Here is a 25,216-nt window from a genome sequence, read left to right on the forward strand (position 1 = left end):
AAAATGGTGAACGCGGCGGTTACCATAAACGGATTGGTAACGCTGCCCCCTTAGCTTGCCTGGAAGCGAGGCAGGATCCCTTTGCCGCCTCCAACGCAACGAGAAACTCAAAGGAACTATCAGTGCGTCAGGCGTTGTCGGGAATCGTTTCCAAATCCACCTCCCCTCTCAGGACGATCATGATCGTCGCGATGGCGATGACGTTTGTGATCGCGGACGCGGCGTCGTCGCTGGCGGCAAGGCAGGCCGCGATCGTCATCGACGCCAAGACCGGCAAGGTGCTCTATTCGGCGGATGCCGACGGCAGGCGCTATCCGGCATCGCTCACCAAGATGATGACGCTCTATCTGACCTTCGAAGCGCTGGCGAAGGGCAAGATCAACCGGGCCTCGCCGGTCTCGTTCTCGAGCCATGCGGCCGCTCAGGCGCCGACCAAGCTTGGGGTGAAGGCGGGAGGTTCGGTCACGGTCGACACCGCAATCCTTTCCGTGGTCACCAAATCGGCCAATGATTCCGCAACGGCGCTCGCCGAGATGCTCGGCGGCACCGAATCCAATTTCGCCCGCATGATGACCGCCAAGGCGCGGCAGTTAGGGATGAACGGAACCGTCTTCCGCAATGCCAATGGCCTGCCCGACCCGGGCCAGTTCACCACGGCGCGCGACATGGCGACGCTGGGCATCGCGTTGCGAGAGCATTTCCCGCAATATTATGGCTACTTCTCCCAGCGCTCCTTCCTCTATGGGCGCCAGCGCATCAACGGTCACAACCGCCTTCTGGGACGCATAAAGGGTGTCGACGGCATCAAGACCGGCTATACCCGCGCGTCCGGCTTCAACCTCGTCTCGTCCGTCTCAATTGGCAACCGTCGCCTTGTCGGCGTCGTCATGGGTGGCACGTCGGGCAGCAGCCGTGACAACCAGATGGCTGCTTTGATCAACACCTATCTGCCCCGAGCTTCGACTCGCGGCGGCGGCGATCTGGTTGCCCGGGCCGACGGCAAAAACCCGATCAAGGCGCTTGCGGACGCTTTCCTGCCTAAGCAGGACGCGCCAACGTCGAACGACGAGCCTATCGAGGTGGCCAGCGCCGATTCGTCCGTGGGCGATCACCCGGCCATGGATCAGGCCAACGGTGATGGCGAAGAGAATACCGAGGTCGTCGAGCAAAAGCCGGCCGTTGCGGCAAGAAAAGTGAAGACCGTCATCGTCTCGGCCCCCAAAGTCGCCACCGCGCAGGTCGTGGCAGCTTATGCCGAGCCGACGCCCGCGCCCACGGTCGACCCAGTCAACACCGCCTCCGTCCCATCGGGCTGGGCGATCCAGGTTGCTTCGTCACCAAAGCAGTCCGAGGCCCAGGCCCTGCTCGACAAGACCAGCAAAGAGGCACCCAGGGTGCTGGCCCAGGCTTCCGGTTTCACCGTCGCATTCGAAAAGGGTGGCGTCACCTACTACCGCGCCCGGTTCGGTGGCTTTGGGTCGAAAACCGCCGCCTGGAAAGCCTGCACCGCTTTGAAGAAGAAGAATATCGAGTGCTACGCCGTCCAGCAGTAGGGCGGCGTGGTTCAATCTCCCGGAAAAGTTCTGCGTCGAAGGAGACTAGTTGTGATTGGAGAGCAAGACGTCCTTGGCTTCGTTGATCCGCGCCGCCAGGAAAGACGTACCGCCGATATCGGGGTGCAGGCGCTGCATCAGGCGGCGGTGCGCCTTGCGGACATCCGCCGCGGCGGCCCCCGCTTCAAGACCAAGGACCTTGTAGGCCTCCTGCTTAGTCATGGCGCCCGGACTTGGCGCAACACCCAGCCTTTCACTACCGTTCGTCTCAGCGTGTTTGCGCCAGACGGGAAATCTGCCGTCAAGATACGTCTCTAGGAGTTGCCGACTCTCCGCGTCGCCGGAGAGTTCACCGTGGAGATGGCGCATCTCTGCCACTCCCATCGCACCCAGCATCTTGCCCTCGTGGCGGCCGGCCAGCACCAGACCTTCGAGGCTGCCAGTATCGTGATCAAGTTCCATCTCGATCGCAGCGGTTCGGACCGTCGAGCGTTTTCCCGGCGCCAGCGGCGACGCCGGACGCCCAAGCCGCGTGGCGCCATACCAGCCGATCGCCACCAGTAGGATGATACCACCGATCGCTTCACGCCCGACGAGCAGCACGGGGAGCCCGACAAGCGCCAGCAGGAGCGGTCCCATCGTTCTCGCTTGGCTCGCCAGCTTGGCCGGCTCGGCGCGAAGGAAAGCCGTGGCGAGGCTCAGAAGCACCAGCAGCACCGCCACAAGAACGATAATCGCGCCTAACATGTCTCACCATGCCGCAAATCCGCAGTCCATCCCAACAGCCATGGAAGCTCGCTGAAGATTGTCCCTAAGCTGCGATGATGACGTTCCGGGACGGGAAGATGGTATCGCCACACGGCGCGGCCCCGCGCCCGGTGGCTTGCCGCGGCTATGGCTGTCGCCGATCTGTTCGGGCTGTCACTACTCATAAATTCAAGATGTGGCGTTGCCGGGCCTCTGGCAAGTCCAGGGTTGAGCAGATCGGGGGCCACAAATTGGCGCGACATTGCATGAAGGCTTGGAGTTTAAGACCTAGAGCAGGCCGAGATCGGCAAGCTCGCGCCTGAGCTTCGGAGGCATCGCAATGAGTCCCGCCTTGACCTTTGCGAGGTCAACCGGCGCATCCGATAGTTTGAGATAGCGCCAGCCTTGGAACGCCCGGCGCGGCTGCCAGTCGGTGCGGACGACTTCGGAATGCAGCACCAGATGGCAACGGCCGATGCCCTCACTGTCGGTGAACGGCCGGATCTCCGTGATAAGCTGGCGGCACTGCACATTGCCCTTGATCACCCAATAGAGCGAACCCCCATCTGTGATCTCGGCAGCGCGCGACGGCACCATCCGGGTGGTGTGATAGTGCTCTACCGGCTCTCCGGCCCGCCGCTTTTCATCGAGACGGAAAGCGATCCACTCTTCCAGATCCTCGACGCTATCGCAGCCGACACAGAGTTTTAGGATGTTGAGAGACATGGCTTAAGGTTTAAGCCCTCTCACTCAGGCGTCAACGGCCCCATCGACTTCTCCACAGTACGGGCAGTCCTCAGCACTCGACGACATTGACGGCGAGACCGCCCAGGCTCGTCTCCTTGTACTTTTCATTCATGTCGAGACCGGTCTGGCGCATGGTCTCGATTGCTGCGTCCAGCGGCACGAAATGGATGCCGTCGCCCTTGATGGCGAGCGACGCGGCCGTCACCGCCTTGACCGCCCCAAGCGCGTTGCGTTCGATGCAGGGCACCTGCACCAGGCCGCCAATGGGATCACAGGTCATTCCGAGATGATGCTCGAGCGCGATCTCGGCGGCATTCTCGACCTGTTCTGGCGTGCCGCCCATCACCGCGCACAGGCCGGCCGCCGCCATCGCCGATGCGGAGCCCACTTCGCCCTGACAGCCAACCTCGGCGCCCGAGATCGAGGCATTGGTCTTGATGATGCCGCCTATGGCCGCCGCCGTCAGCAGGAAGTCACGGATGCTCGCCTGATCGGCCTCGGGATGGAAATGCAGCCAGTAGCGCAGCACGGCCGGTAGCGTCCCGGCTGCGCCGTTGGTCGGCGCTGTCACGACGCGCCCGCCGGCGGCGTTCTCCTCATTGACGGCCATGGCGTAAATCGACAGCCAATCATTGGCTAGCAACGGATTGGGCTTGTTCTGCCGCCACTGCTCCTGCAGCTTGTCGTGCAGCATTCTTGCGCGCCGACGCACCTTAAGCCCGCCCGGCATTATGCCGTCCTGCGACAGGCCGCGGTCGATACAGCCCTTCATGGCGCTCCAGATTCCGTCGAGGCCGGCATCGAGTTCCTCGCGTGACATCTTTGTCTCTTCGTTGACGCGCTTCATGTCGGCGATGGAGAGTCCGCTCTGTCCTGCCATGGCAAGCATCTCGACCGCGTTCTTGAAAGGATAGGGTACGCGTCCGGCTTCCGTCGTCACCGATCCCCTGGCCTTCATGCGCTGGAGCTCTTCCTCCGAGACGACGAAGCCGCCGCCGATCGAATAGTAGATGCGCTTGAGCAGCAGGCGGCCCCCCGCATCATAGGCGTAAAACGCCATGCCGTTGGCGTGGCCGGTGAGCGGCGTCTTGCGATCCAGCACTAGGTCGACAACCGGATCGAAACGATAGGCAGGATGGCCTGGAGGCGTCAGGCGCTTTTCACTGGCGATACGCGCGGCAATCCCATCGGCCTGGTCGGGGTCGACTGTTTGGGGCGTCAGGCCGGCCAGCCCGAGGACCACCGCGCGATCCGATCCATGGCCGATGCCGGTATAAGCGAGAGAGCCGTGCAGGCTGGCACCGACACGGTCCACTTGGACGCCGGCAGGGCGCGGCCAATCGCCGTTGAGGATCTCGTCCAAGAAACGGGCGGCAGCCGTCATAGGGCCCATCGTGTGCGAACTTGATGGTCCGATGCCGATCTTGAACAGGTCGAAAACCGATAGGAACACGCTGTCTCCTGAAGTCACGTCGAGGACCACATATAGGAATTCCCACGATGTTTCCGCTCTTTTGAGAATCCCGGCGCGGCGTCTGCCGACCTTGGTTGCTCCGGCAGCGACATTGGCCATTGATCGCCAGAGGCGGCAATCGAAATACGGCCATCGAAGCGATAGCGCTGAATGTGGTAAATTCGGCCCATGGGCGATTCCCTGGATCTTTCGACAGCCGATCTGGCCGCGCTGGCTTTGTTCCTGGCCGCCTGGATGCTGCACACCCTGGCCTCCGACGGCAGACTGGTCAGCCGCATGTCGCTGACATCAGCCATGAACGCGCAACGCGAAGCGTGGATGCGGACCATGGCCGAGCGCGAAATCCGAATCGTCGACACCGCCATCATGAGCGGCCTTCAGCAAGGGACCGCGTTTTTCGCTTCGAGCTCGCTGATCGCCCTCGGCGGCTGCTTCGCTTTGCTTGGCGCCTCCGACCGGGTTCTCGAAGTTCTCAGCACCCTGCCGTTGGGCGGCGCGCCATCGCGTGCGGCGTTCCAGCTAAAGGTTTTCGGGCTGGTGCTGATCCTGGCGTTTTCGTTCTTCAAGTTCGGCTGGGCCTACCGGCTGTTCAACTACTGCACGATCCTGATCGGCGCCGTGCCGATCCCGCATGGCGAAGCCTCGCGCAATCCGGTGACCGAAACCGCGGTCTGGCGCGCGACGCAGATGAACATGTTGGCCGGGAAGCACTTCAATTCCGGACTGCGCGGCGTGTTCTTCTCGATCGGCTATCTCGGCTGGTTCGTCGATCCGGCGGTGTTCGTGCTTTCAACGCTGTTGCTGCTGGCCGTGCTGGTGCGCCGCCAGTTCTTTTCAGCGGCGCGCCAAGCCGTGCTCGGTCAGCCGCCCGGCGCGGGCAAGGGCCGGTCTATTCGGCCCGACAGCCAGTAGGCGAAGAGGCCGATCCACTCGCGGGTCGCCGTGGTGGTCGACTGCAGCGAATCGGCGGGGTTGTCGCGGAAGAGGCCGATGCCTTCCTTGCCGGAGGTGCGGTAGTCGACCGGCCAGGGAATGGTCGAAAAGCCGGCCTTGTCGAAGAGGGCCTTGGCGCGCGGCATATGGAAGGCCGACGTGACCAGCAGCCAGGTTTCCCCGGGCTTCGGCGTCACCAGTGCCCTGGTGAACACCGCGTTCTCGTAGGTGTTGCGAGACTTGTTCTCGAGGATCAACCGCTCCGGCGCTACGCCTAGCGCGCCAAGCAGGCGGGGCGCGGTCGTGGCATCGCCTTCACCGTCGAGAACGAGTTCGCCACTACCACCGGAAACGACCACTTTCGCCTCGGGAAAACGCTTTGCCAGCACGGCTGCTTCGACCATTCGGTCACCACCGGCATTCAGCTCATAACCGCCGCGCGCCAGATTGATCGCCCCTTCGAAACCGCCGCCGAGCACGACGATGCCATCGACCTTTGCCGGCAAGGGCGGGCGCGGAAAGCGCTCTTCAAGCGGATGGAGCATCAGGGCGCCGAGCGAGGTCCAGGCTGACAGCGCGAGGACTAAAAAGGCGAGTGCACTGCCCGTGGCAGCTAACCGTCGCCGTCCGATCGTGGCCGCCAGCAGTCCGGCCAGCAGCAAAAAGATCGCAAAGTTCAGCGGCTGAATGAAGAACCAGAAGATCTTGGAAAGATAGAAGAACATCGCGTGGCCCGTCGGACGCCAGACGTTCTTACCACCATTGTTCAGGCTGAAAGGGGCCGGCTGCCTGCTCGATGACGGCTGCGGTCTGGAACAGGGTTTCCTCATCGAACGGTCGGCCGATGAGCTGCAGGCCGAGTGGCAGGCCCTTCGAATCCAGGCCGGCGGGCACCGCGATGCCAGGCAAGCCGGCCATGTTCACCGTGACTGTGAAAATGTCGTTCAAGTACATCTTGACCGGATCGGCGGCCATGTCCTCGTCAGCAATGCCGAAGGCAGCGGACGGCGTCGCCGGGGTCAGGATGACGTCCACCCCGGCGGCAAAGACAGTCTCGAAATCCCGCTTGATCAGGTTGCGCACCTTCTGCGCCTGCAGATAGTAGGCATCGTAGTAGCCCGCCGACAGCACATAGGTGCCGATCATGATGCGGCGTTTGACCTCGCGGCCGAAGCCGGCGGCGCGGGTCTTCTCGTACATGTCGACAATGTCCTTGCCGGGCACGCGCAAGCCGTAGCGAACGCCGTCATACCGCGCCAGGTTGGACGAGGCTTCGGCTGGCGCAACGATGTAATAGGCCGGCAACGCGTATTTCGTATGCGGCAGGGAGATATCGACGATCTCGGCGCCGGCATCCTTCAGCCACGCAATACCCTTCTGCCAAAGCGCCTCGATCTCTTCCGGCATGCCTTCAACGCGGTATTCCCTGGGAATGCCGACCTTCATGCCCTTGATCGGCTTGCCGATCGCCGCCTCATAGTCCGGCACCGGGCGGGCGACGGAAGTCGTGTCCTTCGCATCGACGGAAGCCATCGATTTCAGCAGGATAGCGGCATCGCGCACGTCGCGCGCGATCGGCCCGGCCTGGTCCAGCGATGAGGCGAAGGCGACGATACCCCAGCGCGAGCAGCGGCCGTAGGTCGGCTTGATGCCGACAGTACCGGTGAAGGCCGCGGGTTGGCGAATCGAGCCGCCCGTATCCGTCGCCGTGGCGCCGGCGCACAAGAAGGCCGAAACGGCAGTCGCCGAACCACCTGACGAGCCGCCCGGCACCAGCTGAGCATTGTCGAGGCTGCGCGCGGTCCTGGCGCCGCCAGCCGATACGAAGCCGCCATCGCCCTGATGCGTGGTTGGCATCACCACCGTATCGACGCGCGACCGCCGCCATGGGTTGATGACAGGGCCATAATAGGACGTCTCGTTGGATGAGCCCATGGCGAATTCGTCCATGTTGAGCTTACCCAGCATGACGGCGCCGTCGGCCCAAAGATTGGCGGTGACGGTCGATTCGTAGCGCGGCTTGAATCCGTCGAGCACGTGGCTGCAGGCCTGGGTGTGGACCCCTTCGGTGCCGAACAGATCCTTGATGCCAAGTGGTATGCCTTCGAGCGCACCGCCCTCGCCATTGGCCAGCCTGGCGTCGGACGCCTTTGCCATGTCGCGCGCCTTGTCGCCCGTCACCGCGACATAGGCGTTCAGCGTCGGATTGGCGCGATCGATGGCCGACAGATAGGCCTCGGTGAGATCGGTGGCGGTGATTTCCTTGCCGCGCAGCTTGGTGCGGGCCTGCGAAATTGTCAGTCGTGTCAGGTCGGTCATGGGAAGCTCTTTTCGTCGAAAGCCGACGTTTGCGAGTCGGCACAATCCAGCATCGAACCGTAGTGGCAGCGTTGGGCCCGGCCGTGCGCTGCTACGGCGGCGCGATCGCCATCGCGGATTTCCCCCGGGGGCTCCTCAATGGCCATCCGCAGGCTACTCCACCACCTTGGGCACAAGGAAGAAATTCTCTTCGGTCGCCGGCGCGTTGGCGACGATGTCGGCCGCCTTGTTGCCGTCGGTGACGACGTCCTGGCGCTTTTTCATCTCCACGGGCGTTACAGAGGTCATCGGCTCGACCCCGGAAACATCGACCTCGTTCAGTTGCTCCACGAAGCCCAATATGGCGTTCAATTCGCCGGTCATGCGTTCAGCGTCTTCCTCGCTCACCGCAATGCGGGCAAGACGGGCGACGCGCTTCACTGTCTGAACATCTACGGACATGCTTTTGCCTCGGGAAAACGAGTTCGGGCTATAGCGGCGCGCCACGCGCCGCGCAACATCGCATACCCACAATCAAGCGGATGCGCCCCAGGCGGGCGACCGCCGCCGGCCAAACGGACCGCGCCGCGTTTTAGGCCTTTGCTAGATCGTAATGGTCTCGCCGATCTTCGGCAGGGCTATTTTCACGCCCGAACCTTCCAGGCCGACCTCGAATTTCTCAGCCGTCGGATCGATCATCGGGAACGTTCCGAAGTGGCAGGGAATAACGGTATCGAAGTTGAAGAAGCGGCGGCAGGCGAGTGCCGCTACCGCACCGCCCATCGTGAAGCGATCGCCGATCGGCACGATACCGATCTTCGGCTCGTGCAATTCATTGATCAGCGCCATGTCGGAAAAAATATCGGTGTCGCCCATATGGTAGAGCGTCTTGTCTTCGGGGAAATGCAGCACCAGGCCGCCCGGATTGCCGAGATAGGTGTTCTGGCCACCCTCGCCCGCAAACGAGGATGAGTGCAGCGCCTGCACGAATGTTGTGGTGAAGCCACCGCAATCGACCGTACCGCCGATATTGCCGGGATTGATCTTCTGGTCGCTGACGCCTTTGCCGACCAGATACATGCAGATCTCGAAATTGGCGACCAGTTGCGCGCCGCTCTTGCCGAGCACTTCCACCGCGCCGCTGATGTGGTCGCCGTGGCCATGCGTCAGTAGCACATGCGTCACTCCCTCAGCCGGCCCTTCCCATCCCCCCGTCCACGACGTATTGCCGACCAGATAGGGATCGATGAGGATCCTTGCGTCGGCGGTTTCGATGCGAAAGGCCGAGTGGCCGTACCATGTGAGTTTCATTGAACGCATTCCTCGATTTTTACCTGGTCAAAGGATAGAACGCCGATGGACCCGAGATCAAAGGGTTCCTGTATCCGCCGTGCGTTTGAGAGAGCGCACGACGTTGTGATGTCGAAGGAAGGGCGTTGGGAATCATCGCGATAGAGGACGTGCCTGCGCATCTTGGCAGCGGCAAGACCCTGGCGGGACTTGATCTTGGCGACAAGACCATCGGCGTGGCGGTCTCGGACCAGAGGTTTTCCTTCGCCCATCCGCGCCCGGTCATCATGCGAAGGAAGTTCTCGCTCGACGCCGCGCTGCTGCTGGCCATGCTCCAGAAGGAGAATGTCGGCGCCGTGGCGATCGGGCTGCCGATCAACATGGATGGCTCGGAAGGTCCGCGCGCCCAGAAATCGCGCGCCTTTGTGCGCAATATGGCGCAGCTGAGCGACCTGCCCTTCGTGCTTTGGGATGAAAGGCTGTCGACGGTGGCGGCCGAAAGGACGCTTATCGAGATGGATTTCTCCCGCCGTAAGCGCGCGGGCAAGATCGACTCGGCGGCGGCGGCCTTTATTCTGCAGGGAGTTTTGGATCGGCTGCAGTCGCTTCTTGCATCCGATCGGACCGAGCCGCCCAGCGGGGCTTGATCCAGCTGGTGATCTCGCGGCGGCGGCGAAACGCCCATAGCGCCATTAGTAAACAGCCATCGAAGACACAGGCCTTTGCCACCATGCCGGGAATGATCGCCGGATCGATGCCGAGCATCTGGCCGTAAAGCTCGAAAACGAAATCATGCAGCTTCCGGCTGAGCATGAGATAGCCAAAATTCATGTCGTTCAGCGACAGGTAGAACCAGCCCCAGAAAAGGGCCATTGGAGCCGCCCACAAAGCGAAGATGTAGCGCATCAGCGGCCACCCGCTGGATGTGAACCTGTCCGGCCGGATATGAGGGAAAGCCGGGAATTGCGCGCAGCGGCCCTGGCCATGCCAAGCGCGGCGGCGCGAACCTCGCTGTCGTCCGGCACAGTTGCCGCAAGTGGCGAGCGCCGCTCGGCCAGGATAGCAACGTAGGAGGCCAGAAGCGCCGCGAGCTGAACCGCGACCACCATGAACAGCCCTTTGATCCCCTGCGCTGCGCCGCCGATGACAACCAGGGAAAGTACGCTGGAGGCCGAAATGAAGGCGACACGGGCGACGCTATCGACACCCCGGCTGGTCGCATCGTTGACCAATGTTTCCACGAACGCCCAGAAAAACAACACCGCGACGACAAGCAGCGCCGTGGCAAGCGGCGCCACGACGACGAAATTGTCGAGATCGGCGACACCGACATCCTCGCTCGCGAGGCCCAGCACGCCCAGTGCCGCCGACACGCCGCGATCGCCATCGATGCACAGGAACGCCAGCAGGGCGAAGACGATCGCCCAGTGCAAGGCCAGAAAAGAGGTCAGTACGTGTCGCATCCGGATTCCAGTTTGGACAGGAAGACAGTGGGGCCTGGGCTCCGCCATCGCAATGGAAACCATTTGTTAAGGTTAACGACAATTAATCATGTTCGCGAGTGCTCTGGCGCATTGACCTTCGAGGTGAAGCCGCTGGTCAGTTCACCGGCGGATAGAGTGTATCGATGATCATGCGCGCGTCATGGCGTGAATCCAGCATGCCATAGGTGTTGCGCCATTGACCGCCCAGACGCGTTTCGACAAAAGCGTCGGCGATCCGCCCTGCCCCCAACCTGCGCAATTCCGCCGCCGCGGCAGACAGCGCCAGTTGCTCGGTTAACAGTCGCGCCGAGCCTTCATCGGTCGAAGCGACCTGCATAGCCGCCTTCAGCACGCCGATGGTTCCCCGGCCGCCGGCGCCGAGATCGCGATCAATGCCGGCGAGCACGTCCTCGAACAGGCCCGGCGCGCGGCCGAGCACGCGCAGCACATCGAGCGCCATGACATTGCCCGAGCCCTCCCAGATCGCGTTGACGGGGGCTTCGCGATAGTAGCGGGCGAGCGGCGCCTCCTCGACATAGCCATTGCCGCCGAGGCACTCCATAGCCTCATAGAGCAGTGGCGGAGCGATCTTGCACACCCAGTATTTGACGACCGGAGTCATGGCGCGGGCAAAAGCCGCCTCGCCGCGATCGCTGGCGGCCTCGTCGAAAGAGCGCGCTAACCGGAACGACAAGGCGGTGGCAGCGGCGACGTCCAGCGCCATGTCGGCCAGCACGCGCTGCATCAACGGCTGCTCGATCAATGTCGAGCCGAACACCTGGCGATGGCGGGCATGATGAACGGCCTCGGCTAGACCCGCGCGCATGATCGCCGAAGACGCCACGGCGCAGTCGAGCCTGGTCAGGGTGACCATGTCCATGATCGTCTTGACGCCGGCGCCGGGCTCGCCGACCATCTCGCCGATCGCGTTGACGAACTCCACTTCGGAAGAGGCGTTCGAACGGTTACCGAGCTTGTCCTTCAGCCGTTGGAACCGGAAGCCATTGCCCGACCCGTCGCCGAGCACGCGCGGTACCATGAAGCAGGACAGTCCTTCGGGCGCCTGCGCCAGCACCAGGAACGCATCCGACATCGGCGCCGACATGAACCATTTATGCCCGGTTAGGCGGTAAAAGCCGCTGCCGGCGCGTTCGGCCCTTGTGACATTGGCGCGCACATCGGTGCCGCCCTGTTTCTCTGTCATGCCCATGCCGAGCGTCAGCCCGGTCTTTTCGACCGGTGGCTTCTGGCTCTGGTCATATTTGCGCGTCGTGACGCGCGGAGCCCATTCGCGGAACAGTTTCGGGCTGGCCATCAAAGCGGCCAGCGAGGCGCTGGTCATGGTGATGGGGCAGAGGTGCCCGGTCTCGAGTTCTGCCGTCAGGTAGAATCGGGCGGCGCGGACCTGGTGGCGGCGGCCGATCTCGGCATCGCCGTTTTCCCAGACCGAGGAATGCAGGCCGTTGGTCACCGAGCGGCGCATCAAGGCGTGATAGGCCGGATGGAATTCGACCAGGTCAATGCGCCGTCCCTGGCGATCGTGCGTCCTGAGCTTTGGTGTCTCGACATTGGCAAGACGGGCCAATTCCTGCGCTTCCTGCGTCAGCACGAAGCGGCCGAGTCCATCGAGATCCCTGCGTACCGGCTCGGAAAAGCGCTCGGCAAGCTGGATCAGCAACGGATCTCCGCGCCAGGCGTTGCCGCCGGTCAGCGGCGGCGGCTGGTTCGTCACGTCGTCGGTCACGCCCAATCCTTATATCGGTCCTTGTCGTCGCAAGGCCGCGAATCCGAGGCCATCTGCTAGATATAGCCAAGGCAAGCAACGCGCGCGACGAAAATACCGGGGAGAATGGCCTCAATCCAAGGCCGGCGCTTGCAGCCGCAAAATCTCCGCCCTATAGCAGCGCCTTGAGATGACCGACGCATCGTCCCTGCCACTCTATCCTCACCGCCATCTTCTGGGCATCCGCGACCTTTCCGCAGCCGATATCGAGCTTCTGCTCGACAGGGCGGACCAGGCGGTCGCGATCTCGCGGCAGTCCGAGAAAAAGACCTCTACGCTGCGCGGCCGCACGCAGATCAACCTCTTCTATGAATCCTCGACTCGCACGCAGTCCTCTTTCGAATTGGCCGGTAAGCGGCTCGGCGCCGATGTCATGAACATGTCGGTGGCGAGTTCATCGGTGAAGAAGGGCGAAACGCTCATCGACACGGCGATGACGCTGAACGCCATGCGGCCGGATATCTTGATCATCCGCCACCAATCGGCGGGCGCCGCTGCCCTGCTGGCGCAGAAAGTCGGATGCTCGGTCGTAAATGCCGGCGATGGCGCGCATGAACACCCGACCCAGGCGCTGCTGGACGCGCTGACCATTCGCCGCGCCAGGGGCCCGCTCTCGAAACTGATCGTGGCGATCTGCGGCGACATCCTGCATTCGCGCGTCGCGCGCTCCAACATCATGCTGCTCAACTCGCTCGGCGCGCAGGTGCGAGTTGTGGCGCCATCGACGCTGTTGCCGAGCGGCATCGAGAAAATGGGCGTGATCGTCGCCCGCTCGATGGCCGAAGGTCTCAAGGGCGCCGACGTCGTGATGATGCTGCGGCTGCAGCGCGAGCGGATGCAAGGCGCCTTCGTGCCTTCTGTCCGCGAGTATTTCCGTTATTTCGGCCTCGACGCCGAGAAGCTGAAGGCGGCCAAGGACGACGCCCTCGTAATGCACCCGGGCCCGATGAACCGCGGCGTCGAGATCGCCTCGGAAATCGCCGACGGCCCGCAAAGCGTTATCCAGGAACAGGTCGAGATGGGCGTCGCCGTGCGCATGGCGGTGATGGAAGCGCTGCTCGATCCGCACCGTAACCAAGAGAGTCGCGGCGCATGAGCACGACGGTCTTTGAACGCGCCCGCATCGTAGACCCGTCGCGCGGCATCGACGAAGTCGGAACCGTCATCGTCGACGGCAGCAAGATCGCTGCCGCCGGCAGGGCGGCGCTGAACCAGGGGATCCCCGACGGGGCAAACGTGATCGACTGCGCCGGCAAGGCGATCCTTCCGGGCCTGGTCGACAGCCGCGTCTTCATCGGCGAGCCGGGGGGCGAACATCGCGAGACCATCGCTTCGGCAAGTGTCGCGGCCGCGGCCGGCGGGGTCACCTCCATCGTCATGATGCCGGATACCGATCCGGTGATTGACAATGTGGCTCTGGTCGAATTCGTGCTGCGCACGGCCAGGGATACGGCGGTCGTCAATATCTTTCCGGCTGCGGCGATCACGAAAGGCCTCGAGGGCCGCGAAATGACCGAGTTCGGCCTGTTGCGCGAGGCCGGCGCCGTCGCCTTCACGGATGGACGCCACACGATCGCAAGCGCGATGGTGATGCGCCGCGCGCTGACCTATGCGCGCGACTTCGGCGCAACCATCATGCATGAAACGCAGGATGCCGACCTTGCCTCGTCGGGGGTGATGAACGAAGGTTTGTATGCCAGTTGGCTCGGCCTTTCGGGCATTCCGCGCGAGGCGGAATCCATCCCGCTGGAGCGCGATCTGGCCCTGGCGCGGCTGACGCAGGGGCACTACCACGCGGCGAAGGTCTCGACCGCGATGGCAGCGGAAGCGGTGACACGCGCGAAGGCCGATGGAGCGAGAGTCACGGCGGGCGTCTCGATCCACAATCTTTCGCTCAACGAAAACGACGTCGGAGAATACCGAACCTTCTTCCGGCTGACGCCGCCGCTGCGCGCCGAGGAAGATCGTCTGGCGATGATCGAGGCGGTCAGGGCCGGCTCTGTTGACATCATCGTTTCCTCGCACGACCCGCAGGACGTGGACACCAAGCGCCTGCCCTTCGCCGATGCGGCCGCGGGCGCCATCGGGCTCGAGACCCTGCTGGGCGCCGCATTGCGGCTCTACCACAATGGCGATCTGCCCCTGCTCAGATTGGTCGAGACCTTGTCCACCGCGCCGGCACGGCTGTTCGGCTTGCCCGGGGGCAGTCTGAAGCCGGAATCAATAGCCGATCTTGCGCTTGTCGATCTCGACGAACCGTGGATCGTGAGCGAAAGCGGCATCCGTTCGCGCTCCAAGAATACGTGTTTCGAAGGCGCGCGCCTGCAGGGCAAGGTCTTGCAAACGTTTGTTGCGGGCCGCACAGTGTTCTCGGTCTGATCCGGCACCGCTTATCGCGCGGTCTCTTGGTACATCTGGGGAATGCGGGGGGAAACAATGATTTACAGCCTGATCCTTGCGCTGGCGTTCGGGTATCTGCTGGGGTCTATTCCGTTCGGGCTCCTGCTCACCCGCGCCGCCGGCCTTGGCGACGTGCGCTCCATCGGCTCGGGCAATATCGGCGCCACCAACGTGCTGCGCACCGGGAACAAGGGCCTCGCCGCGGCGACCTTGCTGCTCGACGCGCTGAAAGGCACCGCCGCCGTTCTGATCGCGGGCCATTTCGGGCCCGACCTTGCGATCTGGGCCGGTTTCGGCGCCTTTGTCGGGCATCTCTTTCCGGTTTGGCTGGGCTTCAAGGGCGGCAAAGGTGTCGCGACCTATCTCGGCGTATTGGTCGGCCTTGCCTGGCAGGTCGCGCTGATCTTCGCCGTCGTCTGGCTGGCGGTGGCCTTGCTGTTCCGCTTTTCGTCGCTTGCGGCACTCGCGGCGGCCGTCATTGTGCCGATCGCACTGTACTTCCTCGATACGCCGGACATAGCCGTGCTGTTCGTGGCGATGAGCGTCATCGTTTTCATCAAGCACCATGCCAACATTTCCCGTCTCCTTGCCGGCAGCGAGGGCAAGATCGGAGCCAAGGGGTGAGCGAGCGCGCCACCTCGGTGAGCGAGCGCGCCACCGCGCTGAGCGAGCCGGCCGCCCGACCGCGGCTCAACGACCGGCAGCGGCTGAGCTGGCTGCGGCTTATCCGGACGCCGAATGTCGGGCCCGCTTCCTTTCGTGATCTGATCAACCGTTTCGGCTCGGCCGAGGCCGCGCTCGAGATCTTGCCCGAATTGATGATTTCGGGCGGTGCCACCCGGATCCCCCGCATTGCCACGGTCGCTGAGGCCGAAGCGGAGATGGAGGCTGCCCGGCGTTCCGGCGCGCGCTTTGTCGGCATCGGCGAGCCCGACTACCCACGACTGCTGCTGAGCATGGACAATCCACCTCCCCTATTGGCGGTGAAGGGCAACGCCGCCGTGTTCCGGATGCCGGGCCTGGCTATCGTGGGGGCGCGCAACGCATCGTTGGCCGGCATCAAGATGGCGCGCATGCTGGCAACGGACCTTGGCGATGAAGGCTACGGTATCGTCTCGGGACTGGCGCGCGGTATCGACACGGCGGCCCATCGAGGCAGTCTGTCGACCGGCACGATCGGTGTCCTTGCGGGAGGCCTGGACCAGCCCTACCCGCCCGAGAATGTCGGACTCTGCGACGAAATTGTAGAGCGTGGCGCCATCATCTCCGAAATGCCTTTCGGCTGGCAGCCGCGCGCCCAGGATTTTCCGCGCCGCAACCGTCTTGTCGCCGGGGCGGCCCTCGGTCTCGTGGTGATCGAAGCTGCTCAACGCTCCGGCTCGCTGATCAGCGCCAGGCTGGCCGGCGAGATGGGGCGGCTGGTGTTCGCCGTGCCGGGTTCGCCGCTCGATCCAAGAGCCGCCGGCACCAATGGCTTGCTCAAGGACGGCGCCACGCTGGTCACCGAGGCATCGGACATCTCCAGGGCGATCGCCCCGTTGACCGGCATGCGGGCCCCCGAAGTACCGCCGTTTGAAGACCCACCCGACTTCTCGGTCACGCCACCGCCGGGCGAAAGCGATCGCGCGCGTGTGCTGGAGGCGCTCGGCCCGACGCCGGTGCCGGTGGACGAGGTCATCCGTCACACCGAACTGCATCCAGCCCAGGTTTTCATGGTGCTGCTCGAACTCGATCTCGCTGGCCGGCTCGAGCGCCATGCCGGCGGTCAGGTTTCGCTGGTTTTCGGAGAAGGCTGACGATCACGCGGCGACGGCCGATTTGATCTCGCACAACGCACAAAGCGGCGTGGCCCCGCAGAATCCTGCTATGATTGCGAATCTCCTTATCGGCACCGTTGTCATAAGCTTGACCGTCGTGGTCCACACCTTTGGCCTGATCGTTGTTACCCATGCGACGGGTCATCTGGTCGCCCGCTTTCGCATGCACGGGCACCGCAGCCGCATCCTCGCCATGATCAGCGTGGTGATGGGCCTCTTCGCGGTGATGACCGCTGAAGTGTGGATATGGGCAGGCCTTTACCGGCTGCTGGATATCTTCGCCGACTTGGAAACCGCGCTGTACTTCTCGACCATCACCTTCTCGACCGTCGGCTATGGGGACGTCGTGCCAGCCCACGCGTGGCGCATCCTCGCCGCCCTCGAAGGCGTCAATGGGTTCCTGCTTATCGGCTGGTCGACCGCATATCTCGTCGCGGCGGGAACACGCGTCGGCCCGTTCAAGGCCGGGGAGCATTTCTGACCGGGCCGAGCTTCAGACCGCCGCCGAATGCCTGGCCTTGCCCGCTTCGAAATATCCATCGAACATCGCAGCGATGCTCCTGACGAAGGGCCGGTTTTCCACCGGCACGACAAAGCGATCGCCATCGAGTTCAAGCGGCCGCGCTTGATCGTGGAGCGACAGGGAACTTGCCTTGAGGAGAAGTTTCCGGCCTGCTTCGCCGAAGCGGTCCACCAACTCGGCCGCCGAGAAAGCGAAATCGCACATCAGCCTCTCGATGAGCCAGCCCCGCGCCTTGTCGTCCTCAGAGAATTCGATGCCCCGGACGGAGGCCAACCCGCCGTCGGCGACCATGCGTCCATACTGGGCGGTCGACGGCATGTTCTGGGCATAGCCTTGGCGAAACCGACTGATGGATGACGGGCCGAGGCCGATCAATGTCTCGCAGCGATCCTCGGTATATCCCTGAAAATTCCGATGCAAGATTCCCGAACGGGCGGCAAGCGACAGGGCATCGCCCGGTTTGGCGAAGTGGTCGATCCCGATTGCCTCGTATCCCTTGTCCATGATCTGCCGCGCCGCCAATCGCGATTGATCGAACCGTTCCGCCGGTCCCGGCAGCCACGCCTCGTCGATCATCGTTTGATGCTTCTTGAACCAGGGCACATGAGCGTAGCCGAATAGCGCCATCCGGTCCGGTTCCAGCGACAGCGCCTGGGCGACGGTCGAACAGACGCTGTCGCCTGTCTGGTGCGGCAGGCCGTAGAGCAGGTCCAGATTGACCGATGCGACGCCGCGCGCGCGAACGCCCTCGACAACCGCCCTTGTCTGCGTGAAGCTTTGTTCGCGGTTGATCGCCTGCTGCACCTTCGGATCGAAATCCTGTACGCCGAGGCTCGCCCGCGTCATGCCGATTTCGGCGAGTGCGTCGAGACGCGCATCGTCCATGTCATTGGGATCGATTTCGACGCTGATCTTTACCTCCGCCAGAAAATCGAAATTGCCCCGCAAGACCGCTCCCAAGGCCACAATGTCGCGCGGCTTCAACATCGTCGGCGACCCGCCACCGAAATGGACCGCGCGGACGTGGCTCTTGCCCCCGACAAGGCCGGCGACGCTCGAGATCTCAGCATGTAGCGAGTGGAGATAGGCGGCCACCGGCTCGTAGTGCCGCGTCTGCTTTGTATGGCACGCGCAGAACCAGCACAGCCGGTCGCAGAAGGGAATGTGCAGATAGAGCGAAATCTCTTCGCCCTCGCCTATAGCTTGCAGCCAGTCTCGCTGCACGCCGGCGTCCACCCCGGGATGGAAATGCGGTGCGGTGGGATAACTGGTGTAGCGCGGCACGTTTTCGCCCAGTCTGGCGGCCAAGTCAGGCCGCAGGGCATTATCCGCATGTGTCTTGGTATTGTGTGTCGGGCCGTTCTGCATGGCGGCAGTCTGGACTACCGACGTGCAAAAGAGCCTTGATTTCGGTCAAACCCCTGCCTTGCAGACAAGATGCCTGGTGGCGCTTGCGCCGCCAATTATGCCGTGACGTTTGGCGTAAGCGTGGCTGAAATCTTGTCAGTCGCTTCACCGCGGGCGAAGGTTTCGGCCTTCGTAACATCACGACATAGCCGCGTGGAATTGCGTCCTGTATCGTCGCCAGATTGACTTCGCGAAGGAGGCTATATTGAGAGTCCGCACTACGACACACAACCACCCAGGCGAAGCTGGCGTTATCCTGCTCGACCAACCGATTGAGAACATGATCGTTGGCACCGACATTCGCGACGGCACCACAACGCTGTTCGGAACAGTCAATCTGCAGGTGAACTATTCCGGCAGCTACGATATCCGCGTCGAACTCACGCCAGCCGAACTCACGCGAACTTATGAGTTGTTGGTTCAAAATCTGCTCGGGAAGATCGCAGACCTCCAAAACCCTCGACGCTGATACCTACCATCCCGCCCGTCACCGAAATTGCCCGGCCTCGCCGTACACCTCTGGCGCAGGGTTTCCATGGGGAACCACTGTCATTGAAACAGTTTGATCGCCTAACACTCGAGGCGGGCGCACCTGCTAATAAGAAAGCCAGATAGCTGCGAGATTGAACCCGCCTTTCGTCCGACCCAGTGACGACCCTTCACCACAGCAGCTCATTGGGTCGGACGTGACTTGATATGCCGGTGACCCGCCACGGCGTCGGAATTTATTGGTGAGCGCGATGGGATTCGAACCCATGACCTACTGATTAAAAGTCAGTTGCTCTACCGGCTGAGCTACGCGCTCCCGTGGGCCCGGAAGGCTGCCCTCGAAATTGCGCGGAACATAGGGAGAGTGCCTCGACCGGTCAACCGGAAAAAGCGCGCTTGCAAGCCGAGCTTCGCAGCAGGGCAATAGGGTGCGTATGCTCTCGCGATCCATGGAAAACTGGTGGTGTCGGATACTCCAGACCATGCTCGATCAATGCGCAGTGGCCACATTACAAATAAGCAACTTGATGTTCGGTCTGGAACTATAGGTTCGTTCTTTCGTTTTGACATCACAAGGGACGTCAATCACCCTTTCGAAGGAGACCACAATGAATAAGATCGTATCGGGTACACTGGCGACCGTTTTGTCAGCTTCCTTCATCGCAACCGCGATGCCGGCCAACGCGACGCAGATGTTTGTTCCGCAGGCGTCATCCGCGTCGTCGGACATCCACAACGTAGATATGAAATGGCGCAATGGCCAGCGCCATTTCGGTGACGGCAGATACACCATGCGCCGAAATTTCTCGCGAAACTACGATGGCGGCAGCTATTGGAACGGCCATCGTGGCTATCGGGAATACCATCGCGGTTATCGGCGCCACGGCGATTACTGGTTCCCGCTGGCTGCTTTCGCCACTGGCGCCTTGATCACCGGTGCTATCGTTAACAGCGAAAACAACCGCGTCTATCAGGGCAATGCGCACGTCCAGTGGTGCTACGACCATTATCGGAGCTACCGCGCCTCCGACAATACGTTCCAGCCGAATTACGGTCCGCGCCAAGAGTGTCGCTCGCCGTACTGATCGTCGATCAGACTCGTGAACCGACATGAGTAAGAAAGTCCGCGCCCTGAACGGCGCGGACTTTTGGTCGATTGGTCAAAACGAACAGTTTGCGCGTCACTTTGCCCAGCCGATGCTCTTAAACATTAGATAGAGTCCGCCGTGGCTATCGGGGCACCGATAGATCCTCAACCCGCCGCATATTCGGGACATCACTGCGCTAAGTTCCCAACCAAGCGATTCCAGTTGATCGTCTTCATCCGTCACATAGGATTGGGCGAGTTCGTCAATGCTATTCATCTCTCCGAAGGATCGAACCTGCTTCGCATCGCTAATTAGCCGGTCTGGCAAGTCTGAATTCGCCCAAGCCCAGAGCCAATTACCCGCCCTGGCACTCGCGGTGCCGGCAATCTGAATCTCGGCGATAACCTTCACGGCCCCGTCCTGCGAGAACAAAGCCTACCGGTCGTCAGATCGTAGTCATAACGAGACTAGTGGCCGAGACGAAACTCCTTCGCCAACATGGCATTCTTGGTGGTTAACTGTTCAAAAGCCTCGTCGCGCCAAGCATCATACCAGTCTGGCTGCATAAGCCACCCCAATCCCTTCTCAGCTGACTGTTATGGCACGCTTAGCGTACGGCGAACCGCATCACGCCAGCCTGCCAGCTTGGCCGATCGCGCCAAAGCCTCCATATCTGGCTTGAACCTCCGCTCGAGCGCCCAGCTCTTGGCGAATTCCTTCGCTTGCGGCCAGACGCCCGCTTTCGATCCCGCCAGCCAGGCGGCACCCAGCGCGGTAGTCTCGAGGATGGTCGGACGATCAACCGGCGCATCAAGAATGTCGGCCAGGCGCTGCATCGTCCAGTCCGACGCCACCATACCGCCGTCGACCCTGAGAACTGTGCTAACCGAAGCGGTCTTCCAATCCTTGCGCATGGCGTCCAGCAGGTCGCGGGTCTGGTAGGCGACGGATTCGAGCGCGGCGCGCGCGAATTCCGCCGGACCGGAATTGCGGGTCAGCCCGAAAATGGCGCCGCGCGCGTCCGCGTCCCAATGCGGCGCGCCAAGACCGACAAAGGCCGGCACCAGATAGACATTCTGCGTCGGGTCGGCCTCGGCAGCCAGTTGCCCGCTATGCTCGGCCTTGCCGATCACCTTGATGCCGTCGCGCAGCCATTGCACGGCCGCCCCGGCAATGAAGATCGAACCCTCCAGCGCGTAGGTGGTCTTGCCGTTCAGCCGATAGGCAATGGTGGTCAAAAGCCGGTTCTTCGAACGCACCAGATCGCTTCCGGTGTTGAGCAGCGCAAAACAGCCGGTGCCGTAGGTGGATTTCATCATGCCGGGCTCGAAGCAGGCCTGGCCGATCGTAGCCGCATGCTGATCGCCGGCAACGCCGAGGATCCTTATCTCAGCGCCGAAGAGGTTTTTCTCCGTAACTCCAAAGTCATCCGCACAGTCCTTCACCTCAGGCAGCATTCGTGAGGGAATCTTGAGAATGGACAGCAGCTCCTTATCCCAATCATTCTCGGCAATGTTATAGATCAGCGTGCGCGAGGCGTTGGTGGCGTCGGTCGCGTGGACCTTCCCGCCGGTCAGCCGCCAGATAAGGAAACTATCGATGGTGCCGGCAAGCAATTCGCCCTTCTCGGCGCGTTTTCGCGCGCCTTTTACCTTGTCGAGGATCCAGGCGATCTTGGTGCCGGAGAAATAGGGGTCGAGCAGCAGGCCGGTCTTGCGGGTGAAGGTCTTTTCCAGACCCTGTTTCTTGAGTTTCTGGCACAAAGGCGCGGTGCGCCGGTCCTGCCAGACGATGGCGTTGTGGATCGGCTTGCCAGTTGCCCTATCCCAAATGACGACGGTCTCACGCTGGTTGGTGATGCCGAGCGCTGCAACGTCGGAAGCATGCCTGCCGGCCTTCTTCAAAGCCAGCTTCACGGTCGCCAATACGCTTGCCCAGATATCCTCAGGGTCATGCTCGACCCAACCGGAGGCCGGATAATGCTGGGTGAACTCTTTCTGACCGCTGCCGACGATGTTCATGTGGCCGTCGAACAGAATCGCCCTGGTCGATGTGGTGCCCTGGTCGATTGCCAGCACGAAACCGCTCATTCCAATGTCCTTCGTCTCGGCACAAACGGGGGAGACAGCGATATGCCGCCTCCCCCAATATTACCCGGGCGCGGGCGCCCGCGGCAGGCTTATTTCTGCCAGCTCTTGACCAGCTCGTCGTAATTGACGGTCTGCGGCTTTTCCTTCTCGTTCTCGATCTTCAGCTGAGGAGCGAGATTGCCGGCCTTGACGGCCTCGGCGTTCCAGTAAGCCAGGTCATGCTCCTCGGCGAGCTTCGGTCCGATGTCGCCCTGGACGCCGGACTTTTCGATACGGCCCATGACTTTCTCCTGCTCGGCGCAGAGCGAGTCCATGGCTTCCTGTGCGCTCTTTGCGCCCGAGGCGGCGTCGCCGATCGCCTGCCACCAGAGCTGCGCCAGCTTCGGATAATCAGGCACGTTGGTGCCGGTCGGCGACCACTGGACGCGGGCCGGCGAGCGGTAGAACTCGATCAAACCGCCGAGCTTCGGAGCGCGTTCGGTGAAGCTCTTGTCGTGGATCGTGGAGTCGCGGATGAAGGTCAGGCCGACATGGCTCTTCTTCACGTCGACGGTCTTTGAGGTCACGAACTGGGCGTAGAGCCATGCCGCCTTCGCACGGTCTTCCGGCGTCGACTTCATCAGCGTCCACGAGCCGACGTCCTGGTAGCCGAGCTTCATGCCGTCCTTCCAGTAGACGCCATGCGGCGACGGCGCCATGCGCCACTTCGGCGTGCCATCGTCGTTCATCACCGGCAGGCCGGGCTTGACCATGTCGGCGGTGAAGGCCGTGTACCAGAAGATCTGCTGGGCAATGTTGCCCTGCGCCGGCACCGGACCCGATTCGGAGAAGGTCATGCCCTGTGCTTCGGCCGGCGCATAGGCCTTCAGCCAGTCGAGGTATTTCTGGATCGAATAGACCGCCGCCGGTCCATTCGTGTCGCCGCCGCGCGCGGTGCAAGAACCAACTGGCTGCGACTTCTCGTTGACCTTGATGCCCCATTCGTCGACCGGCAGGCCGTTCGGGATGCCCTTGTCGCCATTGCCGGCCATCGAAAGCCAGGCGTCGGTGAAACGCCAGCCGAGCGACGGGTCCTTCTTGCCGTAGTCCATGTGGCCATAGACCTTCTTGCCGCCGACATCGCGCCCGGTGAAGAACTCGGCGATGTCCTCGTATGCCGACCAGTTGACCGGCACGCCAAGGTCGTAGCCATACTTGGCCTTGAAGTCGGCCTTGTTCTTCTCGTCGTTGAACCAATCGTAGCGGAACCAGTAGAGGTTGGCGAACTGCTGGTCGGGCAGCTGGTAGAGCTTCTTGTCGGGCGCCGTGGTGAAGGACGATCCGATGAAGTCCTTCAGGTCGAGGCCGGGATTGGTAACATCCTTGCCTTCATTGGCCATCCAGTCGGTCAAATTGCGCACCTGCTGGTAGCGCCAGTGGGTACCGATCAGGTCGGAATCGTTGACCCAGCCGTCATAGAGGTTCTGGCCGGTCTGCATCTGGGTCTGGATCTTCTCGACGACGTCGCCCTCCTGGATAACGTCATGGGTGACCTTGATGCCGGTGATGGCGGTAAAGGCCGGCGCCAGCACCTCCGACTCATATTTGTGCGTTGTCAGGGTTTCGGAAACCACCTTGATGTCCATGCCCTGAAAGGGCTTGGCTGCGTCGATAAACCACTGCATTTCGGCTTCCTGGTCGGCGCGCGAAAGCGTCGAAAGATCGCCTATCTCCTTGTCAAGAAAGGATTTTGCCTCGTCCATTCCGGCATAGGCATTGCCGACGCCGAGCAATAGTACCAGGGCTGTCGTTGATGTTAAAAATTGCCGTCGCATGTGTTTCCTCCACTGTTCAGGTTTCAAGTGCGATCGGAGCGGTCGCCGGCACGCGGCCGCTCCAACAGTTTCCCCCTCTATACGTAGCGGAACACGCCGATCGCGTAGACCACGGAGAGAGCGAGAGCCCACCACAGGCTGGGTCCGACAAGACCCAGCCAAGCGAGATGGATAAAGGCGCTGCCGAGCAGCGAAACGAAGAGACGGTCGCCGCGGGTCGTCTCGAAGCGCAGCAGGCCGATGCGTGGATTGCCGCCCGGCGAGGCGTATTCCCAGACGCCCATGCCGATGAGGAGCAGCGCGATGACGACGAAGAAGATCGCCGTCGGCGGTGTCCATGCCATCCAGGACAGGTTGAAGTTCATGGTCACACCCTCCCCAGGGCAAAGCCCTTGGCGATGTAGTTGCGCACGAACCAGATGACGAGCGCGCCCGGGATCAGCGTCAGCACGCCGGCCGCGGCGAGCAGGCCCCAGTCCATGCCAGAGGCCGACACGGTGCGGGTCATGGTGGCGGCGATCGGCTTGGCGTCGGTCGTGGTCAGCGTGCGGGCGATCAGCAGTTCGACCCACGAGAACATGAAGCAGAAGAAGCAGGCGACGCCGATGCCGCTGGCGATCAGCGGCATGAAGATTTTCACGAAGAAGCGCGGGAAGGAATAGCCGTCAATATAGGCGGTCTCGTCGATCTCCTTCGGCACGCCGGACATGAAGCCCTCGAGAATCCACACGGCCAACGGCACGTTGAACAGGCAGTGCGCCAGCGCCACCGCGATATGCGTGTCGATCAGGCCAAAGGCCGAGTAGAGCTGGAAGAACGGCAGCGCGAACACCGCCGGCGGCGCCATGCGGTTCGTCAGCAGCCAGAAGAACAGATGCTTGTCGCCGAGGAAGCGGTAACGTGAAAAGGCGTAAGCGGCCGGCAACGCCACCGAGACCGAAATCACCATGTTCATAACGACATAGGTGATCGAATTGATGTAGCCGGAGTACCAGACCTTCTCGGTGAAGATGGTCACGTAGTTGGCGAGCGTCGGCGCGTGCGGGTAGAGCGTCAGCGAGTTGACGATCTCCGCATTGGTCTTGAAGCTCATGTTGATCAGCCAGTAGATCGGCAGCAGCAGAACGATGATGTAGAGCGTCGGCACTATCCACCACCAGCGCGATTCCTCGCCGCGCCTCCGCATGCGCCTGTCGAGGTCACTCTGCGACAGCGAGGTGGCGAGGCCTCCCGAAGCCGCCGTTCCGTTCATCGCCTTGCGCTCGGCCCGTTCATTGGC

The 25,216-nt window shown here is 62.3% G+C and carries 26 protein-coding genes and 1 tRNA gene; 10 read left to right on the forward strand and 17 right to left on the reverse strand.

Translation table 11 applies throughout. The features are described from left to right. Positions 1-122: 122 nt before the first annotated feature. Entirely contained in the window at positions 123-1,553 is a 1,431-nt protein-coding gene (locus tag LB513_RS18635; RefSeq protein WP_224664964.1) for an SPOR domain-containing protein, read from the forward strand. A gap of 45 nt (positions 1,554-1,598) precedes the next feature. Here LB513_RS18635 and LB513_RS18640 read toward each other — a convergent pair whose 3' ends face one another. From LB513_RS18640 to LB513_RS18650, 3 genes are all read right to left on the reverse strand, one after another. Then, positions 1,599-2,300 carry a DnaJ domain-containing protein gene (locus LB513_RS18640; protein ID WP_224664965.1) on the reverse strand — a complete coding sequence of 234 codons (702 nt, stop codon included), beginning with the start codon at positions 2,298-2,300 and terminating at the stop codon, positions 1,599-1,601. Between the two features lie 288 nt (positions 2,301-2,588). Next, complete coding sequence (locus tag LB513_RS18645; RefSeq protein WP_224664966.1) at positions 2,589-3,026, reverse strand: DUF1489 family protein; 438 nt, start codon at positions 3,024-3,026, stop codon at positions 2,589-2,591. 70 nt (positions 3,027-3,096) lie between these two features. After that, positions 3,097-4,500 carry an L-serine ammonia-lyase gene (locus LB513_RS18650; RefSeq protein ID WP_224664967.1) on the reverse strand — a complete coding sequence of 468 codons (1,404 nt, stop codon included), beginning with the start codon at positions 4,498-4,500 and terminating at the stop codon, positions 3,097-3,099. A gap of 189 nt (positions 4,501-4,689) precedes the next feature. On the opposite strand from LB513_RS18650, the gene LB513_RS18655 reads away from it, so the two are divergent. Then, the gene (locus LB513_RS18655) at positions 4,690-5,433 is read left to right on the forward strand and encodes a DUF599 domain-containing protein (protein WP_224664968.1); all 744 of its coding nucleotides are present in this window, start codon (positions 4,690-4,692) and stop codon (positions 5,431-5,433) included. Here the strand turns inward: LB513_RS18655 and LB513_RS18660 are convergent. From LB513_RS18660 to LB513_RS18675, 4 genes are all read right to left on the reverse strand, one after another. Beyond that, positions 5,382-6,179 carry a YdcF family protein gene (locus LB513_RS18660; RefSeq protein WP_224664969.1) on the reverse strand — a complete coding sequence of 266 codons (798 nt, stop codon included), beginning with the start codon at positions 6,177-6,179 and terminating at the stop codon, positions 5,382-5,384. The two genes, LB513_RS18655 and LB513_RS18660, sit on opposite strands and share 52 nt — an antisense overlap. 28 nt (positions 6,180-6,207) lie before the next feature. Further along, positions 6,208-7,773: an amidase gene (locus LB513_RS18665; protein WP_224664970.1), complete on the reverse strand. Its 1,566-nt coding sequence runs from the start codon at positions 7,771-7,773 to the stop codon at positions 6,208-6,210. Positions 7,774-7,926: 153 nt separating this feature from the next. Beyond that, positions 7,927-8,214, reverse strand: a complete 288-nt coding sequence (gatC, locus tag LB513_RS18670; protein ID WP_224664971.1) for an Asp-tRNA(Asn)/Glu-tRNA(Gln) amidotransferase subunit GatC — start codon at positions 8,212-8,214, stop codon at positions 7,927-7,929. Positions 8,215-8,355: 141 nt separating this feature from the next. Next, the gene (locus tag LB513_RS18675; RefSeq protein WP_224664972.1) at positions 8,356-9,063 is read right to left on the reverse strand and encodes a metal-dependent hydrolase; all 708 of its coding nucleotides are present in this window, start codon (positions 9,061-9,063) and stop codon (positions 8,356-8,358) included. Between the two features lie 125 nt (positions 9,064-9,188). Between LB513_RS18675 and ruvX the strand changes: the two genes are divergently transcribed. Then, entirely contained in the window at positions 9,189-9,689 is a 501-nt protein-coding gene (ruvX, locus tag LB513_RS18680; RefSeq protein WP_224664973.1) for a Holliday junction resolvase RuvX, read from the forward strand. Here ruvX and LB513_RS18685 read toward each other — a convergent pair. The 3 genes from LB513_RS18685 to LB513_RS18695 all read right to left on the reverse strand — a co-directional run bounded on the left by LB513_RS18685 (position 9,613) and on the right by LB513_RS18695 (position 12,270). Then, positions 9,613-9,948, reverse strand: coding sequence for a DUF6105 family protein (locus LB513_RS18685; RefSeq protein ID WP_224664974.1), 336 nt, complete (start codon positions 9,946-9,948; stop codon positions 9,613-9,615). The genes ruvX and LB513_RS18685 overlap by 77 nt on opposite strands. Then, complete coding sequence (locus LB513_RS18690; RefSeq protein ID WP_224664975.1) at positions 9,948-10,505, reverse strand: hypothetical protein; 558 nt, start codon at positions 10,503-10,505, stop codon at positions 9,948-9,950. Before LB513_RS18690 ends, LB513_RS18685 begins: the two co-directional genes overlap by 1 nt. Positions 10,506-10,641: 136 nt before the next feature. After that, entirely contained in the window at positions 10,642-12,270 is a 1,629-nt protein-coding gene (locus LB513_RS18695; RefSeq protein WP_224664976.1) for a DNA alkylation response protein, read from the reverse strand. 169 nt (positions 12,271-12,439) lie between these two features. Here LB513_RS18695 and LB513_RS18700 point away from each other — a divergent pair, with 169 nt between their 5' ends. The 5 genes from LB513_RS18700 (at position 12,440) to LB513_RS18720 (ending at position 17,007) form a co-directional block, all read left to right on the forward strand. Continuing rightward, a complete protein-coding gene (locus tag LB513_RS18700) occupies positions 12,440-13,405 on the forward strand; it encodes an aspartate carbamoyltransferase catalytic subunit (protein WP_224664977.1) in 966 nt (321 codons plus the stop codon). Next, positions 13,402-14,688, forward strand: a complete 1,287-nt coding sequence (locus LB513_RS18705; RefSeq protein ID WP_224664978.1) for a dihydroorotase — start codon at positions 13,402-13,404, stop codon at positions 14,686-14,688. Before LB513_RS18700 ends, LB513_RS18705 begins: the two co-directional genes overlap by 4 nt. A gap of 57 nt (positions 14,689-14,745) precedes the next feature. After that, positions 14,746-15,333, forward strand: a complete 588-nt coding sequence (plsY, locus tag LB513_RS18710; RefSeq protein WP_224664979.1) for a glycerol-3-phosphate 1-O-acyltransferase PlsY — start codon at positions 14,746-14,748, stop codon at positions 15,331-15,333. Between the two features lie 38 nt (positions 15,334-15,371). Further along, positions 15,372-16,505: a DNA-processing protein DprA gene (gene dprA, locus LB513_RS18715; protein ID WP_224665007.1), complete on the forward strand. Its 1,134-nt coding sequence runs from the start codon at positions 15,372-15,374 to the stop codon at positions 16,503-16,505. Between the two features lie 70 nt (positions 16,506-16,575). Further along, on the forward strand, positions 16,576-17,007 hold the full coding sequence (locus LB513_RS18720) for a potassium channel family protein (protein ID WP_224664980.1): 432 nt from the start codon (positions 16,576-16,578) through the stop codon (positions 17,005-17,007). Between the two features lie 12 nt (positions 17,008-17,019). On the opposite strand, the gene hemN is transcribed toward LB513_RS18720, so the two are convergent. After that, positions 17,020-18,369: an oxygen-independent coproporphyrinogen III oxidase gene (gene hemN, locus LB513_RS18725; RefSeq protein ID WP_224665008.1), complete on the reverse strand. Its 1,350-nt coding sequence runs from the start codon at positions 18,367-18,369 to the stop codon at positions 17,020-17,022. Positions 18,370-18,661: 292 nt separating this feature from the next. On the opposite strand from hemN, the gene LB513_RS18730 reads away from it, so the two are divergent. Continuing rightward, positions 18,662-18,925, forward strand: a complete 264-nt coding sequence (locus tag LB513_RS18730; RefSeq protein ID WP_224664981.1) for a hypothetical protein — start codon at positions 18,662-18,664, stop codon at positions 18,923-18,925. 260 nt (positions 18,926-19,185) lie between these two features. Here LB513_RS18730 and LB513_RS18735 read toward each other — a convergent pair. Continuing rightward, positions 19,186-19,261 (reverse strand) — tRNA-Lys (locus tag LB513_RS18735). A 292-nt stretch (positions 19,262-19,553) separates the two neighbouring features. Here LB513_RS18735 and LB513_RS18740 point away from each other — a divergent pair. Further along, on the forward strand, positions 19,554-20,030 hold the full coding sequence (locus LB513_RS18740) for a BA14K family protein (RefSeq protein WP_224664982.1): 477 nt from the start codon (positions 19,554-19,556) through the stop codon (positions 20,028-20,030). 96 nt (positions 20,031-20,126) lie between these two features. Here LB513_RS18740 and LB513_RS18745 read toward each other — a convergent pair whose 3' ends face one another. From LB513_RS18745 to LB513_RS18765, 5 genes are all read right to left on the reverse strand, one after another. Next, positions 20,127-20,444, reverse strand: coding sequence for a DUF6882 domain-containing protein (locus LB513_RS18745; RefSeq protein WP_224664983.1), 318 nt, complete (start codon positions 20,442-20,444; stop codon positions 20,127-20,129). A gap of 185 nt (positions 20,445-20,629) precedes the next feature. Beyond that, positions 20,630-22,123 (reverse strand): glycerol kinase GlpK, encoded by a 1,494-nt coding sequence (gene glpK / locus LB513_RS18750; protein ID WP_224664984.1) that lies wholly within the window; start codon positions 22,121-22,123, stop codon positions 20,630-20,632. A gap of 89 nt (positions 22,124-22,212) precedes the next feature. Then, positions 22,213-23,937, reverse strand: coding sequence for an ABC transporter substrate-binding protein (locus tag LB513_RS18755; protein WP_224664985.1), 1,725 nt, complete (start codon positions 23,935-23,937; stop codon positions 22,213-22,215). Between the two features lie 77 nt (positions 23,938-24,014). Beyond that, the gene (locus LB513_RS18760; RefSeq protein ID WP_224664986.1) at positions 24,015-24,302 is read right to left on the reverse strand and encodes a DUF2160 domain-containing protein; all 288 of its coding nucleotides are present in this window, start codon (positions 24,300-24,302) and stop codon (positions 24,015-24,017) included. A 2-nt stretch (positions 24,303-24,304) separates the two neighbouring features. Further along, positions 24,305-25,189 (reverse strand): carbohydrate ABC transporter permease, encoded by an 885-nt coding sequence (locus tag LB513_RS18765; protein WP_411962722.1) that lies wholly within the window; start codon positions 25,187-25,189, stop codon positions 24,305-24,307. Positions 25,190-25,216 lie beyond the last annotated feature (27 nt).

This window comes from Mesorhizobium sp. ES1-1 (genome assembly GCF_020164785.1).
In the GTDB taxonomy this organism is placed as follows: Bacteria; Pseudomonadota; Alphaproteobacteria; order Rhizobiales; family Rhizobiaceae; genus Mesorhizobium.